The sequence below is a fragment of the Achromobacter sp. MYb9 genome, from assembly GCF_002975275.1.
Lineage (GTDB): Bacteria > Pseudomonadota > Gammaproteobacteria > Burkholderiales > Burkholderiaceae_B > Achromobacter.
Genome location: NZ_PCOQ01000001.1, coordinates 137,755 through 154,138, shown reverse-complemented (window position 1 = coordinate 154,138; position 16,384 = coordinate 137,755). Strand labels below are relative to the sequence as shown.

13 protein-coding genes are annotated in these 16,384 nt (G+C 63.2%); 12 read left to right on the top strand and 1 reads right to left on the bottom strand.

The window, feature by feature from the left end; all coding sequences use genetic code 11:
- Positions 1–6 precede the first annotated feature (6 nt).
- Positions 7–1,056: a cyclase family protein gene (locus CQ050_RS00755; RefSeq protein WP_105554959.1), complete on the top strand. Its 1,050-nt coding sequence runs from the start codon at positions 7–9 to the stop codon at positions 1,054–1,056.
- A 105-nt stretch (positions 1,057–1,161) separates the two neighbouring features.
- On the opposite strand, the gene mltB is transcribed toward CQ050_RS00755, so the two are convergent.
- On the bottom strand, positions 1,162–2,316 hold the full coding sequence (mltB, locus tag CQ050_RS00750; protein ID WP_105554958.1) for a lytic murein transglycosylase B: 1,155 nt from the start codon (positions 2,314–2,316) through the stop codon (positions 1,162–1,164).
- Positions 2,317–2,326: 10 nt separating this feature from the next.
- Here mltB and CQ050_RS00745 point away from each other — a divergent pair, with 10 nt between their 5' ends.
- From CQ050_RS00745 to cysW, 11 genes are all read left to right on the top strand, one after another.
- Positions 2,327–3,250 (top strand): histone deacetylase family protein, encoded by a 924-nt coding sequence (locus CQ050_RS00745; RefSeq protein WP_199196702.1) that lies wholly within the window; start codon positions 2,327–2,329, stop codon positions 3,248–3,250.
- Between the two features lie 71 nt (positions 3,251–3,321).
- A complete protein-coding gene (locus CQ050_RS00740; protein ID WP_013392406.1) occupies positions 3,322–4,071 on the top strand; it encodes an electron transfer flavoprotein subunit beta/FixA family protein in 750 nt (249 codons plus the stop codon).
- 2 nt (positions 4,072–4,073) lie between these two features.
- Positions 4,074–5,003: an electron transfer flavoprotein subunit alpha/FixB family protein gene (locus CQ050_RS00735; protein ID WP_105554956.1), complete on the top strand. Its 930-nt coding sequence runs from the start codon at positions 4,074–4,076 to the stop codon at positions 5,001–5,003.
- Positions 5,004–5,194: 191 nt separating this feature from the next.
- A complete protein-coding gene (gene aspT, locus CQ050_RS00730) occupies positions 5,195–6,886 on the top strand; it encodes an aspartate-alanine antiporter (protein WP_105554955.1) in 1,692 nt (563 codons plus the stop codon).
- A gap of 116 nt (positions 6,887–7,002) precedes the next feature.
- On the top strand, positions 7,003–8,841 hold the full coding sequence (locus tag CQ050_RS00725; RefSeq protein ID WP_105554954.1) for a bifunctional aspartate transaminase/aspartate 4-decarboxylase: 1,839 nt from the start codon (positions 7,003–7,005) through the stop codon (positions 8,839–8,841).
- A gap of 22 nt (positions 8,842–8,863) precedes the next feature.
- Positions 8,864–10,564 (top strand): aspartate-alanine antiporter, encoded by a 1,701-nt coding sequence (aspT, locus tag CQ050_RS00720; RefSeq protein WP_105554953.1) that lies wholly within the window; start codon positions 8,864–8,866, stop codon positions 10,562–10,564.
- Positions 10,565–10,697: 133 nt separating this feature from the next.
- Positions 10,698–12,524 carry an acyl-CoA dehydrogenase gene (locus CQ050_RS00715; protein WP_105554952.1) on the top strand — a complete coding sequence of 609 codons (1,827 nt, stop codon included), beginning with the start codon at positions 10,698–10,700 and terminating at the stop codon, positions 12,522–12,524.
- A 144-nt stretch (positions 12,525–12,668) separates the two neighbouring features.
- Positions 12,669–13,310, top strand: a complete 642-nt coding sequence (locus tag CQ050_RS00710) for a peroxiredoxin (RefSeq protein WP_105554951.1) — start codon at positions 12,669–12,671, stop codon at positions 13,308–13,310.
- 212 nt (positions 13,311–13,522) lie between these two features.
- Positions 13,523–14,551: a sulfate ABC transporter substrate-binding protein gene (locus CQ050_RS00705; protein ID WP_105554950.1), complete on the top strand. Its 1,029-nt coding sequence runs from the start codon at positions 13,523–13,525 to the stop codon at positions 14,549–14,551.
- A 24-nt stretch (positions 14,552–14,575) separates the two neighbouring features.
- The gene (cysT, locus tag CQ050_RS00700; protein WP_369868202.1) at positions 14,576–15,466 is read left to right on the top strand and encodes a sulfate ABC transporter permease subunit CysT; all 891 of its coding nucleotides are present in this window, start codon (positions 14,576–14,578) and stop codon (positions 15,464–15,466) included.
- Complete coding sequence (cysW, locus tag CQ050_RS00695) at positions 15,463–16,365, top strand: sulfate ABC transporter permease subunit CysW (protein WP_105554949.1); 903 nt, start codon at positions 15,463–15,465, stop codon at positions 16,363–16,365. The genes cysT and cysW overlap by 4 nt, the downstream gene beginning before the upstream one ends.
- Positions 16,366–16,384: the final 19 nt, after the last annotated feature.

Here is a 16,384-nt window from a genome sequence, read left to right as displayed (position 1 = left end):
CGACGCATGAGATGGAAGAACCGTCCCGAAGGATCGAACTGGGGAGACTTCGGGCCCGACGATCAGCGCGGTTGCCTGAATTACATCACTCCCGAGAACGTGTTGATGGGCATAGGCGAAGTTCGCCAGGGCCTGAGCTTCTGCCTGTCGCTGCCGCTGGACTATCCCGGCGGCAACGGCGTGAATGTCAGGCGTCTTCCGCCCAAGCTGCGTCCAACTGAGCGGGACGGCGATCAGTACATGAATTTCCCGCTGGGGCGCCTGCGTCCGGGGTGCGTGGACGTGCTGAGCGACGATATTGTTGAAATGAGCCTGCAGTACTCGACGCAGTGGGATTCCCTGGCGCATGTAGGCGCGTTGTTCGATGCGAATGGCGATGGCCTGCCTGAACGCGTCTACTACAACGGCTACCGGCCCAATGATCACGTGATCGGCCCGGTGGACTACGACGTAGACAACGGTTTTGCCAAGACCGATCTGGGGCAGGGGGTGGCGTCAAATGCGAAGAAACTGGATATCACTCAGTTGGCTGAATCGTGCTTGCAAAGCCGCGGTGTGATGATCGACTTGGCCAGGCATTTCGGGCGGGCGCAGAAATCCGTCGGCTATGACGATCTGATGCGTATTCTGGAAAGCGACCGGATCGAGATCGAGCGGGGCGATATCGTCCTGTTCCATACCGAGTTCGGCGACGCCTTGCTGGAGAAGAACCGCGAGCCGGATACGCATACGCTGCACGAGATTTGCGCCGGCCTGGATGGCAGCGATGAGAAGCTGCTGCAATGGATTTCGGATTCGAAAGTGGCGGCGATGGCATCCGACAACCATGCGCTGGAGATCTACCCCACGCAAAAGCCCAACGCCTGCTGCGCCGCGTTGCCGCTGCATCATCATTGCATCTTCAAATTGGGCATGCCGATTGGCGAGATGTGGTATTTGGGCGAGCTTGCGCGCTGGTTGCAAGCCAATGGCCGCAGCCGGTTTTTGCTGACAGCCCCGCCTCTGAATCTGCCGGGCGCGGTGGGCTCGCCCGTCACGCCGGTGGCCACCGTGTGAGGCCGTTGGCCAACATGGGCGAGGCGGCCCGGGGCGTTCGGCGGTACTTATGAAAAAGCGGCGCCTGGACTCACGCCCAGGCGCCGCTTTTTTCTGACAAGAAGATCAGCGGTTCACGCGAGCTTCAATCTCAGCAGCCAGGTCAGCGACCGACGTGGCGTAGAAATAGCTGCGGTTGTATTTCGTCAGCGCAAAGAAGTTGGGCGTGCCCACGCGGTACTGCGCCGTGCCGCGCGCTTCTTCCACCAAGTCGACCACGCCCAGCGGCTGGCTGCCCCAGCCAGTCACGGAAGCGCCCGGTTGTAGGCGCGCGCCCGCGGCCGACAACGTGCTCCAGCTTTGCTTGGGTTCCAGGCCGCCATCAACAAGCGCCGTCGGATCGGCCGGCAGCATCACCGGCGCGAACACGGGCAGGCCGCGTTGCCAGCCGTGCTGCGCCAGGAAGCTGCCAACCGACATGATGGCGTCCTGGGTGTTGTTCGTCAGGTCGATATGGCCGTTGTCGTCGCCGTCCACCGCGTAATGCATGATGCTGGTCGGCATGAACTGCGGCATGCCGATGGCGCCGGCGTATGAGCCGCGCGTTTCCAGTTCCAGCTTGTCTTTCATGACTAGCGTCAGGAAGTCGCCCAACTGGCCGCGGAACATCGTTGCGCGTTCAGGCTTGTTGGGATCGGGGTAGTCAAAGGCCAGGGTGGCCAGCGCATCCAGCACCCTGAAATTGCCCATGTTGCGGCCATACAGCGTTTCGACACCGATGATCGACGCGATGATGGGCGCGGGCACACCGAAACGCTGTGCGGCCTGATTAAGCAGGTCGCGGTTTTCGTTGTAGAAATCCACGCCCCAGCCGATGCGCTTGGGCTCGACAAAGCGCGAGCGGTACGTCAGCCAGCTGCGCCAGATTTTCTTGCCGGGTGGGGCGGGCGCAATCAGGCGCGACACGGTGGCGTTGTAGCGCGAGCTCTCCAGCGCCTTCACCATGGGGTCCAGCGGCAGGTTGCGTTCGGCGGCCAGTTCTTCCACGAATGTACGCACTTCCGGCCGCAACGCGCCGGTGGCGGTCAGCGTGGCGGGCGCGTCGTCCGGCAGTTCGGAGCCTGGTGTCGGCGTACTAGGTCCGATGCGAATGGCGGTGTTGCCAGAGGCGGCCACGGATGGGGTGGCAAGGGAATTCGGGGCAGTGGGAGCGGTGGTGGAGCAGCCCGCCAACAGGGCGGAGAGCGCTCCGAGTTGCAGTAATCGCCGACAGATGAACATAATCTTCCTTATGGAGACCATGTATCTTACCCACCCGGCATGCCGCTTGCATGAAATGGGCAGTTGGCATCCCGAAAGCCCGCAGAGGCTGGACGCCATTTCCGACCAGCTTCTGGCCAGCGGCTTGATGCCCTATCTGGATGACAGGCAGGCGCCTCAGGCGTCGCGTCACGACCTGTTGCGCGTGCACACTGTCCAGTACCTGGACAGTTTGCGCGAACATACGCCGGACCAAGGGTATTACCCGATAGATCCGGACACCCTGATGAATCCCCACACCTACGAGGCCGCGCTATATGCGGCTGGCGCGGGCGTGGCGGCGGTGGATGCGGTGATGGGCGGCGAGGCGCGCACGGCCTTCTGCGCGGTCCGTCCGCCCGGGCACCATGCCTGCCGCTCGCAAGCGATGGGATTCTGCTTTCTGAACAATGTGGCGATCGCGGCGCGCCATGCGCTGGATTTCCACGGTTTGTCGCGCGTGGCCATCGTGGACTTCGACGTGCATCACGGCAATGGCACCGAAGATGTGTTCGCGGGCGATGATCGCGTGCTGATGTGCAGCTTTTTCCAGCACCCTTTCTTTCCAAACAGCGGCACGGAACACCCGGCCGCCAACATGTTGAACGTTCCCGTGGCTGCTTACACGACGGGCGCCGCGGTCAAGGCGATCGTGACGGACACGTGGCTGCCCCGGCTGGAGGCCCATCGCCCCGAACTGATCCTGGTGTCGGCCGGTTTCGACGCGCACCGGGAAGACGACATGGGCCAGATGGGACTGGTCGAGGCGGACTACGCCTGGATGACCGAGCAGCTTGTGGACGTGGCGGAGCGCCACTGCCAGGGACGGATCGTCAGCACGCTGGAGGGCGGTTACAACTTGTCGGCCTTGGGCCGCAGCGTGGTTGCGCATATACGAGCGCTGGCGAAGCTGTAGAATCAGGAAAAAATTGTGCAATGCGATCCTGGCGCATCGCCGGGTCATTATTTCCATTTGGAGGCAGCGGGATGAAGGTGTTGGTACCTGTCAAGCGCGTCGTTGACTACAACGTCAAGGTGCGAGTCAAGTCGGATCAGACTGGCGTGGATATCGCCAATGTGAAGATGTCCATGAACCCCTTTGACGAAATCGCCGTCGAAGAAGCGACCCGCCTGAAGGAAAAGGGTGCCGTCGCTGAAGTCGTGGCGGTTTCTTGCGGCGTTGCGCAATGCCAGGAGACGCTGCGCACCGCCATGGCCATCGGCGCCGACCGCGGCGTGCTGGTCCAGACCGACGCCGAGCTGCAGCCGCTGGCCGTCGCCAAGCTGTTGAAGGCGCTGGTCGACAAGGAACAGCCGCAACTAGTGATCCTGGGCAAGCAAGCCATCGACGACGACGCCAACCAGACCGGTCAGATGTTGGCCGCGCTGCTGGACTGGCCGCAAGCCACGTTCGCCAGCAAGGTCGAACTGGCTGATGGCAAGGTCACCGTCACGCGCGAAGTGGACGGCGGCCTGGAAACGCTGACGCTGAAGCTGCCGGCGATCGTCACCACCGACTTGCGCCTGAACGAGCCGCGTTACGTCACGCTGCCGAACATCATGAAGGCCAAGAAGAAGCAGTTGGACACCGTCACGCCCGAAGAATTGGGCGTTGATGCGGCTCCGCGCCTGAAGACGCTGAAAGTCAGCGAACCGCCCGCCCGCAAGGCCGGCATCAAGGTGGCGGACGTTGCAGCCCTGGTGGACAAACTCAAGAACGAAGCGAAGGTGGTCTGAACATGACGACGCTGGTTATTGCCGAACACGATAACGCCCAGTTGAAGGGCGCAACCCTGAACGCCGTCGCCGCCGCCGCCAAGATCGGAGGCGACGTGCACGTGCTGGTGGCCGGCGCCAACGCGCGCGCCGTGGCCGACCAGGCTGCCGCCGCCGCAGGCGTGGCCAAGGTCTTGCTGGCCGATGCGCCGCAATTGGCCGACGGCCTGGCGGAAAACGTCGCGGCGCAGGTGCTGGCCGTGGCTTCCAACTACAGCCACATCCTGTTCCCCGCCACTGCGTCGGGCAAGAACGTGGCGCCGCGCGTAGCCGCCAAGCTCGACGTCGCGCAGATTTCCGACATCATCGGCGTGGAATCCGCCGACACGTTCCTGCGCCCCATCTACGCGGGCAACGCCATTGCCACCGTGCAATCGGCCGACGCCGTGAAGGTCATCACCGTGCGCACGACGGGCTTTGATGCCGTCGCCGCGCAAGGGGGTTCGGCGGCCGTGGAAGACGTGGCTGCCGTGGCTGATTCGGGCCTGTCCACGTTCGTGGGCCGCGAAGTCGCCAAGAGCGATCGCCCCGAACTGGCTGGCGCTCGCGTGGTGGTGTCGGGCGGCCGTGGGTTGGGCAGCGCCGAGAACTTCAAGATCCTGGATCCGCTGGCCGACAAGCTGGGCGCGGCATTGGGTGCGTCGCGCGCCGCCGTTGATGCCGGTTATGCCCCGAACGACTGGCAGGTTGGCCAGACCGGCAAAATTGTTGCGCCGCAGTTGTACGTGGCCGTCGGTATTTCCGGCGCCATCCAGCACTTGGCCGGCATGAAGGATTCCAAGGTTATCGTCGCCATCAATAAAGATGCCGAAGCCCCGATTTTCGGGGTGGCGGATTATGGCCTGGTGGGTGATTTGTTCCAGGTCGTGCCTGAACTGACCAGCGCGTTGTAAAACGCCCGGTCGTGCGATATCAAAAACCGCAGGCATCCGCCTGCGGTTTTTTTTTGACCGGATAATCTGCATCCATTTGTCATGGCTTTAGTATTTCTTTTGATTTTCTGAAAGATTCTGATAATGTGTTCCGCGCGCAGCAGGATTGTTCGCGCACGTGCTCGACCTGTACAGAACGAAGGAGATTCGGGATGGAATGGTTCTTTGACACATTGCGGAAGTACCCAGAATTAGCGATCTTCCTGACCCTGGGATTGGGTTATTGGATCGGCGCCAAAAAGATCTTCGGTTTTAATCTAGGCGCGGTAACAGGTACTTTGCTGGTGGGCGTGCTGGTCGGGCAACTCGACATCACCATCGCCCCGATTCTCAAGCAGGTGTTCTTCCTGCTCTTCCTCTTCGGTCTAGGCTACGGCGTCGGACCACAATTCTTCCGCGGCATGAAAAGCGATGGCCTTCCCCAGGTCATATTCGCAGTCATCATCTGCGTTATCTGCTTGCTGGTCACCTGGGCCACCGCCGTCGGATTCGGATTTGACGCCGGTACCGGAGCGGGATTGCTGGCCGGTGCGCAAACCATTTCAGCGGTGATGGGCGTGGCGACGGACACGATCAACGGCCTGGGCGTGGATGCCGCGACCAAGAAGAAGTGGATCGACAGCATCCCGGTGGCCTACGCGGTCTGCTACATCTTCGGCACGGTCGGCAGCGCCTGGTTGCTGGCCTCGCTGGGCCCCAAGCTGATGGGCGTGGACATCGTCAAAGAGTGCAAGGAATACGAAGCCAAGATGTCCGGCGGCAGCGATTCCATGGAACTGTCCGGCTACCGCAAGTTCACGGCGCGCGCCTATAAGCTGGATCACACCGACCTGGTGGGCAAGACGGTGGGCGATCTGGAAGCGCGCTTCGTCGACGCTCGCGTGTTTGTGGAGCGTATCCGCCGGGGCGACCAGATCATCGATAACGACTCCAGCACGGTGCTGCAGGCGGGCGACGTGCTGGGCGTGACGGGGCGCCACGACGCACTGGTCTTGCAGGCAGGCGGCATCATCGGCAATGAAGTCGAGGATAAGGACGTCATCAACCTGCCCGCGGAGATCGTCGAGGTGGTGCTGACCAACAAGAACGTGGCCGGCAAGACGCTTAAGGAACTGGCCGAAAACGAAACCGTGCGTCAGCTGGGACGAGGCGTGTTCCTGCGCAAGGTTGTGCGCGGCGGCCACGAGATGCCGGTCAATTGGGGGTTGAAGCTGGACCGCGGCGACCGCTTGTTTGTGCTGGGCGCCAAGCGTGACGTTGAGCGCGTCGTGGGCAAGCTGGGATATGTGGACCGCGCGACCGAGCAGACCGACATGGTGTTCGTCGGCTTCGGTATTTTGCTGGGCGGGCTGTTCGGTTCGCTGGTGCTGACGGTCAGCGGCGTTCCCATCACCTTGTCGACTTCTGGCGGCGCGCTGATATCGGGCCTGATTTTCGGTTATCTGCGGTCCGTGCATCCCACCTTCGGCCGCGTGCCGGAACCGGTGCATTGGTTCCTGACGTCGGTGGGGCTGACGGCGTTCGTGGCGGTGGTCGGCATCACGTCCGGGCCGGGCTTCGTGCAGGGCTTCCAGCAATTGGGCGCCAAGCTGTTCGTGGCCGGCATCATTGCCACCAGCGTGCCAATGATCCTGGGCGTGTTCATCGCCCGATATGTCTTCAAATTCCATCCTGCCATCGTGCTGGGCGTTTGCGCTGGTGCCCGCACCACGACGGCTGCGATCGGCCAGATCACCGAGACGGCCAAGAGCCAGGTGCCCGCCCTGGGCTACACGGTGCCCTATGCAATCGGCAATACCCTGCTCATCATCTGGGGCATTGTCATTGTCATGCTGATGACCTAGTGGGACGCCCCGCAAGCCTGCTTCAGGCTTGCGGGCAGCACCTCGGGGCTGCGGGCGTGCCCGCTCGCGCCGCCCCTGCCAGCGATTGTCAATACGCAACCCAGGAGTACTGAATAATGGCTTCCACCGCGCCTCTCACCGTCAGTTTGGCTTCCACCCTGAAGACGACCCGCTCGCGTCAACGCGACCTTGAACAGCTGTCGCCGTTTGAACTGAAGGATTATCTGATTACGTTGGCCAAGGAAAATCAGCAGACGGCCGCCTTGACCATGTTGAACGCGGGCCGGGGCAACCCGAACTGGATCGCCACCGAGCCGCGCGACGCCTTCTTCCTGATGGGCCAGTTCGCCATGAAAGAGGCGCGCCGCGTGCGCGACGATGCCATCCTGGCGGGCATGCCGGCAAAGAAAGGTTGCGCCGACCGCTTGCGTAAATTCCTGTCCAAGCACAAGGGCGAGGAGGGCTACGACTTCCTGGTGGGAGTGCTTGAATACGGCGTCAAGATCAAGGGTTTCGATCCGGATGAATGGATCCACGAACTGAGCGACAGCATCATCGGGGACAACTATCCCGTGCCGCCGCGCGCGCTGGTGCATACCGAACAGATCGTGCATGACTACCTGATCAAGGAAATGTGCGATGGCCGGCCGCCCAAGGGCAAGTTCGATTTGTTCCCGGTTGAAGGCGGCACCGCCGCCATGTGCTACATCTTCGATTCGATGATGCAGAACGGCCTGTTGAAGCAGGGCGACACGATTGCGCTGTTCCTGCCGACCTTCACGCCGTATATCGAAATCGCGCACCTTGAGCGTTTCCAGTTCAAGATCGTCGCCATCAACGCCAGCAGCCTGCGGGCCGACGGCACGCACGACTGGCACTATCCCGCCTCCGAAATCGCCAAGCTGGAGAATCCGAAGATCAAGCTCGCCGTGACGGTGAACCCCAGCAATCCGCCGTCGGTTGCGTTCAGCCCGGTCGAGATGAAGCAGATCGTGCGCTTGATCCGCAAGAATCCCGATCTGGTGCTGGTCACGGACGATGTGTACGGCACCTTCGTGCCGAACTTCCGCTCGTTGATGGCCGAAGTGCCGCACAACACCATCTGCGTCTATTCCTTTTCCAAGAACTTCGGTTGCACGGGCTGGCGTCTGGGCGTGATCGCCACGCACGAGAAAAACACCATGGACCGGCGCATCGCCGAACTGCCCGCGGCGTGGAAGCAGCGTCTGAACAAGCGCTACGGCGCCATGACGATGGAGCCCGAAAAGCTGAAGTTCATCGACCGCATGGTGGCTGACAGCCGCAACGTGGCGCTGAACCACACGGCCGGCCTGTCCTTGCCGCAGCAGGTGCAGATGTGCTTTTTTGCGCTGTCTCACCTGCTGGATCTGAAAGACGCCTACAAGCACCTGACGATGCAGATCGTGCGTGCGCGCCGCGACTCGCTGTGGAGCGGCCTGGGTATTCCGTTGCCGCCGGAAGATCCCATGCGCGCCTGGTATTACGTGGAGCTGGACTTCATGGTGTGGGCCAAGGTCATGTATGGCGACGCCTTCTGCAAGTACATGACATCGAACTACGAGCCGGTGGACTTCCTGTTCCGCCTGGCCGAAAAATCCGGTGTGGTCTTGATGGATGGCGGCGGCTTCGGCGGCCCGCCGTGGTCCATCCGCATCTCGCTGGCCAACCTTGACGATGCCGATTACGCCAAGATCGGCAAGTACATGGTGGAGTGCGCGACCGAATACGTCGAGGCATGGAAGGCGTCCGAACTGGTGCGTTCGGGTCCGACTGCCGGCAAGGGCCAGACGGTGAAAGCGGGCGCGGCCAAGCGCGTGGCAAAGACGGCCACGAAGAAGGTCGCCAAGACGGCGGTGAAGAAAGCCGTGAAGAAAGCGGTCAAGCAAGCGGACACGGCGGCCAAATCCGCCAAGAAGGCCACCGCCCGCAAGTAGGCAACCACACGCGAGATGAGCTATGACGTGCTCGGTCGGATTTTTCAATAACGTCCCCATCGCGGTGTTGTTCGTCACGGTGGGTTTGGGATATCTGATCGGCAAACTGAAGGTCGGGCCGATCCAGCTGGGTGGGGTGTGCGGAACGCTCATCGTCGCCTTGCTGATCGGCCAGACGGGTTGCCAGATGCGTGGCGACCTGAAAGAGGTTGCGTTCGCTTTGTTCATTTTTGCCATGGGCTACTCCGGTGGCCCGCAGTTCTTCGCCAACCTCAATCGGTCCAGCCTGCGCTACATCGTGCTGCCGATCATCGAGGCCCTGTTGGTGCTGACGATCGTGCTGGCGGCCGTGCCCCTGTTCGGCCTGGACGCCGGCACGGCGGCTGGCCTGGCGGCGGGGGCGGCCACGGAATCCGCCGTGGTGGGCACGGCTGCCGAGGCGCTCAAGCACCTGGGACTGCCGGATGCCGAGGTGCAGCGCATGGAGGCCAACATCGCCACGGCCTACACGCTGACCTATCTGGTGGGACTGATCAGCATCGTCTTCTTCACCAGCCAAGTCGCGCCAGCGCTGTTGCGCATCAATCTGCGCGAGGCCTCCAAGGCCTTGGAGGAAAAGCTGGGCGTGGCGTCGGGCGACGAGGAAGACATCAATCTGCCCACGTTGCCAAGGCTGGTGGGGCGTGCCCATGTGGTGAAGGACGCCAACGGCATGAGCGTGGCCGACGTCGAGGCGCAATTGGGCGGGCGGACGGTGATCAGCCGCATCCTGCGCAACGGCGAGGCGGTCGACGCCACGCCGGAAGACATCCTGGCCACGGGCGACATCGTGGTGGTGCTGGGTCTGCGCCGCTTCGCGTTGCGCGCCGGTTCAGTGGTCGGCCCTGAAATCCAGTTGCCTGAAGCGCATGCGGAGGACCTGCAACTGAGTGAACTGGCCATCATCGTCAGCAAGAAGGCGATCAACGGGCACACCCTGGCCGAATTGGGCAAACGGCCCGGCGCCCGGCGCGCGCGCGGCGTGTTCGTTCAATCCATCGTGCGGTCCGGCCATGTGCTGCCCCTGACGCCGGCTACCGTCGTTCAATACGGCGATCTGGTGACCTTGGTGGGCACCGAACCGGAGTTGTCACAAGCCGGCGCCGCGTTGGGCAACGAATTGCGCCGCAGCGGCGTGACCGATCTGGTGTTCCTGGCGTTCGGCATCCTTGTTGGCCTGATGATCGGTGCCCTGAGCGCCCGCTTGTGGGGCATTCCGGTGTCGCTGGGCAGCGGGGGCGGCGCCCTGGTCAGCGGCCTGGTCTGCGGCTGGATCAATGCCAAGCGGCCCGCCATCGGCCATATGCCGGACCATGCGGTGCAACTGCTGAAAGATCTGGGCCTGGCGGTATTCGTGGCCTGCGTGGGCTTGTCCGCGGGGCCCGAGGCCATTTCGCTGATCCGCGAACACGGCGCCGTGCTACCCCTGATCGGGCTGCTGGTGTCGCTAGGGCCGGCCTGCCTGTCGCTGTGGGTGGGCCACAAGATCCTGAAGATCGAGGGGCCGCTGCTGGTGGGCGCCATTGCCGGGCAGCACGTCAGCACGCCCGCGATCAGCGCTATCTTGGGGGCCAGCGGCAGCTCCGTGCCGCTATTGGGTTACACCGTGACCTATGCCATTGCCAATGTGCTGCTGCCGGTGCTGGGGCCGATCATTGTGTCATTGGCGTACCATCTGAGTTAGCGCCCGTCCGGCTATCCGCCGGATGATGCGGCGCTTGACGCATCCCGACGCGCGCAATCAGACGCGCGTATCAAGAAACGCATCCGACCCCGAGGCGCTCCGCGCCTCGGGGTCCGTTGCACACGGAGACACCATGCCTTACGTAACCCCGCTGCAGGACTTCCGCTTCGCCCTGAAGGAACTGGCCGGACTGGACGATATCCTGAAACTTCCCGGATTCGGTGACGTCACGCCCGACCTCGTGGACGCCATCCTGGAAGAGAACGGGCGCTTCGTGGAGCAGGCGGTGGCCCCCTTGAACGTGCCCGGTGACACGCAGCCGCCGGTCTGGAAGGATGGGCAGGTAACGACCACGCCGGGCTACGCCCAGGGTTTCAAGGATTATGCGGCGGGGGGCTGGCAAGGCTTGCAGCATCCGCAGGCATGGGGCGGGCAAGGCCTGCCCAAACTGGTCGCCGCGGCGCCCGGAGAGAACATCCAGGCGGCCAGTCTGGCCTTCTCTTTATGCCCGATGTTGACGGACGGCGTGATCGAAGCCGTGCTGACCGTGGGGTCGGAGGCGCAGCGCAAGCAATACGTCCCCAACCTGATCAGCGGCAAGTGGACCGGCACCATGAACCTGACCGAGCCGCAGGCCGGGTCGGACCTGGCCCAGGTCGCCACGCGCGCCGTCCGGCAGGACGACGGCAGCTTCCGCCTGTCGGGCCAGAAGATCTTCATTACCTATGGCGAGCACGACCTGGCCGAGAACATCATCCATCTGGTGCTGGCTCGCACCCCGGACGCGCCAGCGGGCGTGAAGGGGATTTCGCTTTTCATCGTGCCGAAGTTCATGGTCGAGCCCGACGGCAGCCTGGGCAAGCGCAATGATGTCTGGTGCGCCTCGCTGGAGCACAAGTTGGGTATCCACGGCAGCCCCACGGCGGTGCTGCTGTACGGCGCCGGCAAGGGCGAAGTGGGCGAGGGCGCCGTGGGCTATCTGGTCGGTGAATTGAACCGTGGCCTGGAATACATGTTCATCATGATGAACGCCGCGCGCTATGCCGTGGGGCAGCAAGGCATCGGCGTGTCCGAACGCGCCTACCAGCATGCGCTGGCGTATGCGCGCGAACGCGTGCAGGGACGCGCGGTGGAAGGGTCGGCGGGGCCGGTGGCGATTGTGCGGCATCCCGATGTGCAACGCATGCTGCTGACCATGAAATCGTTGACGGAGGCCGCCCGCGCGGTGTCCTACGTGACGGCGGCGGCGCACGACAAGGGCACGCACCATCCCGATCCCGAACAGCGTTCGCGCAACCGCGCGTTCTACGAATACATGGTGCCGATCGTGAAGGGCTTCTCGACCGAGACCGCGGTAGAGGTTGCGTCACTGGGCGTGCAGGTGCACGGCGGCATGGGATTCATCGAGGAAACCGGCGCGGCGCAGTTCTACCGCGACGCCCGCATCCTGCCCATCTATGAAGGCACCACCGCGATCCAGGCCAACGATCTGGTCAGCCGCAAGACGCAGCGTGACGGCGGCGCCACCGCCTATGCGGCCATCGCCGCCATGCGCGAGACGCTGCGCGCCGTGGAAGCGGAATCCACGCGCGCCGCCGCAGCGGAACGCGATGCGCTGCGGCTGCTGCGCGACAACCTGGATGGCGCCATCCAGGCGTACGAGGCGGGCGTGGGCTTCATCCTGGAGCAGTCGGCCGCCAACATCCGGGCGGTCTACTCCAGCAGCGTTCCGTATCTGATGCTGGCCGGCGTGGTGCATGGCGGCTGGCAGATGGCACGCGCGGTGCTGGTGTGCCGCAAACACCTGGCCGCGGGGTCCACCGACCCGTTCCACAAATCGAAAATCGCGACGGGATTGTTCTATGCCGCGCACATCCTGCCGCGCGCGTTGGCGTTGTCCGCGGCGGTGCGGGCCGGAGTGGTCGCAGAGGCATGCGGCGCCGCTGCAGATATTGCATAAGGTTATATGGCTTGCGTATTTCCCCAGCCAAAGGTTTGATGGAAGAATCGTTTTACCCGCGGTAATCTCCGCATGGAACGACTTCCCCGGTGGCAGCGGTCGCGGGCCGCCGGTCCCCCACTGAATCCGCATACAGGAGACACCATGAGTCATCTACGTCTGGGCGATACCGCCCCTGATTTCGAACAGGAATCCTCGGCTGGCCCTATCCGCTTCCACGAGTATCTGGGCAACAGCTGGGGGGTGCTCTTTTCGCATCCGGCCGACTTCACGCCCGTGTGCACGACCGAACTCGGCTACACCGCCAAGCTGGCGGACGAATTCGCCAAGCGCAACGTGAAGGTGCTGGCGCTGTCGGTGGACGGCGCCGATTCCCATTCCAAGTGGATCGAGGACATCAACGACACGCAATCGACCAAGGTCAACTTCCCGATCCTGGCCGACAAGGATCGCAAGGTGTCCGAGCTGTACGACATGATCCACCCGAACGCCAACGCCACGCTGACGGTGCGTTCGGTGTTCATCGTCGACCCCAATAAAAAGGTGCGCCTGATCATCACGTATCCGGCCAGCACCGGCCGCAACTTCAACGAAATCCTGCGTGTCATTGATTCGCTGCAATTGACCGACAGCCACAGCGTGGCCACCCCGGTCAACTGGGAAGACGGCGATGATGTGATCATCGTGCCGTCCTTGCAGGACGAAGCGGTGATCAAGCAGAAATTCCCCAAGGGCTACAAGGCCGTGCGTCCGTATCTGCGCATTACGCCCCAGCCGAATAAGTAAATTCGGAATCCGGGGGGTAGCCTCCGCATTCCGCAGGCGTTCCACCGCCGCCAGAACCGCCGCCTTTCCATAGGGAAACGCGGCGGTTTTTCATTGTTGGGACACGGATCCTATATGTCTGGGAGCGATGAGCAATCAAAAAATGATTCGTTCCGTTCAGAATGGCTAGCCAGCACACTTGCTTCCATATTGCCAAATACAGGGAGCAAGGGATGTCTTTCGGGAAAGCCGGTTGGTTGGCCGCGTTGGCGGCGGTGACATTTTCGCTGGCGGCGGTCGCGCCGGCGCAGGCTCAGCAAAAGCAGACGCTGCTGAACGTCTCGTACGACCCGACGCGCGAGCTGTACCGCGCCATCGACGACGCCTTCATCAAGCAATACAAGGACAAGGCCAACGTCGACCTGACGATCCGCCAATCGCACGGCGGCTCCGGCCGCCAGGCGCGCTCTGTCATCGACGGCCTGGAAGCCGACGTGGTGACGCTGGCGCTGGCCTACGACATCGACGCCATCGCCGACCGCGGCCTGCTGCCCGCGAACTGGCAGAGCCGCCTGCCGCAAAACAGCTCGCCCTATACCTCCACCATTGTCTTCCTGGTGCGCAAGGGCAACCCCAAGGCCATCAAGGACTGGGACGACCTGGTGAAGGACGGCGTCCAGGTCATTACCCCGAACCCGAAGACGTCGGGCGGCGCGCGCTGGAACTACCTGGCCGCGTGGGCCTATGCGCTGGAGAAGAACGGCGGCAGCGAAGAGAAGGCGCGCGCCTATGTGGGCGACCTGCTCAAGCACGTGCCGGTGCTGGACACCGGCGCCCGCGGCGCCACCACCACCTTTGTCGAGCGCGGTGTGGGCGATGTGCTGCTGGCCTGGGAGAACGAAGCGTTCCTGGCGCTTGAAGAACTGGGGCCTGACAAGTTCGACATCGTGGTGCCGTCGCTGTCGATCCTGGCCGAGCCGCCGATCGCGATCGTGGACAAGATCGTGGACAAGAAGGGAACACGTGCCGCGGCGCAGGCCTACCTGGAATTCCTGTACACGCCCGCCGCGCAGGAGATCATCGCGAAGAACTACTACCGCCCGATCGACAAGACGGTGGCCGCCAAGTACGAAAGCAAGTTTCCCAAGGTCAAGCTCGTCACCATCGACGACAAGATCTTCGGCGGCTGGCGCAAGGCGCAGAAGGACCACTTCAGCGACGGCGGTACGTTCGATCAGATCTATCTGCCGCAGAAGAAATAAACGGACAACGAGCGGACGATGGTCATGACTACAGCCTCGAACCCGGCGGCAAACGGCGCGCAAGCGCCTTTTGCCGTTCGGCGCAACAGCCCCGGCGTGCTACCCGGGTTCGGCATTTCCATGGGATACGCGGTGCTGTACCTGAGTGTGCTGGTGTTGATCCCGCTGGCCGCGCTGCCCTTGAGAAGCGCCGAGCTGGGATGGCAGGGGTTCTGGGACACCGTGACGGCGCCTCGGGTGCTGGCGTCGTATCAGCTGACCTTCGGCGCGTCGTTGCTGGCCGCGCTGGTGAACCTGGTGTTCGGCACCGTGGTGGCGTGGGTGCTGGTGCGGTACCGCTTCCCCGGCAAGAAAATCCTGGACGCGCTGGTCGACCTGCCGTTCGCGTTGCCGACCGCCGTGGCCGGTATCGCGCTGACCGCGCTGTATTCCGAAAAAGGCTGGCTGGGCGCGCCGTTGTCAAAATGGTTTGACTTGAAAGTGGCGTTCACCCCGCTGGGCATCGTGATCGCGCTTATCTTCATCGGCGTGCCGTTCGTGGTGCGTACCGTGCAGCCCGTGCTGGAAGACGTCGAGCGCGAGATCGAGGAGGCCGCCGCCAGCCTGGGCGCCAGCCGCTGGCAAACCATCCGCCGCGTGCTGCTGCCGACCATCCTGCCTGCGCTGATGACGGGCTTCGCCCTGGCGTTCGCGCGGGCGGTGGGCGAATACGGATCGGTGGTCTTCATCGCGGGCAACATGCCCATGGTGTCCGAGATCACGCCGCTGCTGATCATTTCCAAACTCGAACAGTTCGACTATGCCGGCGCCGCCGCCATCGCGACGGTGATGCTGGTGCTGTCGTTCGCGCTGTTGTTCATCATCAATCTGCTGCAAGGCTGGCAGGCTCGCCGCAACCAGGGGAGGCTCGCATGAGCGCATCGGACCGTCCGCCGCATCTGACCGAGCCGCGCTGGGTGCGCGGCGTGCTGCTGTTCATCGCCTTGGGATTCCTGACGCTGTTTCTGCTGGTGCCGTTGGCGGCGGTGTTCGCCGAGGCGTTCAAGAAGGGCTGGGAGTTGTACCTGGCGGCCATCGTCGAACCCGATGCGCTGTCAGCAATTTGGCTGACCTTGCTGGTGGCGGCGATCGCGCTGCCGGTGAACCTGGTGTTCGGGGTAGCCGCCGCCTGGGCCATCACGAAGTTCCAGTTCCGGGGCAAGCAGTTCCTGATCACGTTGATCGATCTGCCGTTTTCGGTGTCGCCTGTCGTGGCCGGCCTGGTGTTCATCCTGCTGTTCGGCACGCAGGGCTGGCTGGGCGGCTGGCTACAGGAGCACGACGTCAAGATCGTATACGCCGTGCCCGGCATCATCCTGGCCACGCTTTTCGTGACCTTTCCGTTCGTGGCGCGCGAACTGATCCCGCTGATGCAGGCGCAGGGCAGCGAGGAAGAGCAGGCCGCGCTGACGCTTGGCGCCAATGGCTGGCAGATCTTCTGGCGCGTCACGCTGCCCAACATCAAGTGGGGCCTGCTGTACGGCGCGATCCTGTGCAACGCGCGGGCCATGGGCGAGTTCGGGGCGGTGTCGGTGGTGTCCGGGCAGATACGGGGGCTGACCAACACGATGACCCTGCATGTAGAGATTCTCTATAACGAATATCAGTATTCCGCGGCATTCGCGGTGGCATCGCTGCTGGCGTTGCTGGCGCTGGTGACGCTGGTGGCCAAGAACGTGGTCGAGTGGCGCAACGCGCGCTTCCTGCGCGCGGCCGATCTGCCCGCCGAGTACCCCGGTCCGGCGTCGGCAACCCTCAAACCGGCCGTCGCCTGACGCGGCCGGTTCAGACGGA

Bases quoted from the DNA above. Each gene is read 5' to 3' on its own strand.
- CQ050_RS00755 (WP_105554959.1), top strand. From the start codon at position 7: ATGAGATGGAAGAACCGTCCCGAAGGATCGAACTGGGGAGACTTCGGG.
- mltB (WP_105554958.1), bottom strand. From the start codon at position 2,316: ATGTTCATCTGTCGGCGATTACTGCAACTCGGAGCGCTCTCCGCCCTG.
- CQ050_RS00745 (WP_199196702.1), top strand. From the start codon at position 2,327: ATGGAGACCATGTATCTTACCCACCCGGCATGCCGCTTGCATGAAATG.
- CQ050_RS00740 (WP_013392406.1), top strand. From the start codon at position 3,322: ATGAAGGTGTTGGTACCTGTCAAGCGCGTCGTTGACTACAACGTCAAG.
- CQ050_RS00735 (WP_105554956.1), top strand. From the start codon at position 4,074: ATGACGACGCTGGTTATTGCCGAACACGATAACGCCCAGTTGAAGGGC.
- aspT (WP_105554955.1), top strand. From the start codon at position 5,195: ATGGAATGGTTCTTTGACACATTGCGGAAGTACCCAGAATTAGCGATC.
- CQ050_RS00725 (WP_105554954.1), top strand. From the start codon at position 7,003: ATGGCTTCCACCGCGCCTCTCACCGTCAGTTTGGCTTCCACCCTGAAG.
- aspT (WP_105554953.1), top strand. From the start codon at position 8,864: ATGACGTGCTCGGTCGGATTTTTCAATAACGTCCCCATCGCGGTGTTG.
- CQ050_RS00715 (WP_105554952.1), top strand. From the start codon at position 10,698: ATGCCTTACGTAACCCCGCTGCAGGACTTCCGCTTCGCCCTGAAGGAA.
- CQ050_RS00710 (WP_105554951.1), top strand. From the start codon at position 12,669: ATGAGTCATCTACGTCTGGGCGATACCGCCCCTGATTTCGAACAGGAA.
- CQ050_RS00705 (WP_105554950.1), top strand. From the start codon at position 13,523: ATGTCTTTCGGGAAAGCCGGTTGGTTGGCCGCGTTGGCGGCGGTGACA.
- cysT (WP_369868202.1), top strand. From the start codon at position 14,576: ATGACTACAGCCTCGAACCCGGCGGCAAACGGCGCGCAAGCGCCTTTT.
- cysW (WP_105554949.1), top strand. From the start codon at position 15,463: ATGAGCGCATCGGACCGTCCGCCGCATCTGACCGAGCCGCGCTGGGTG.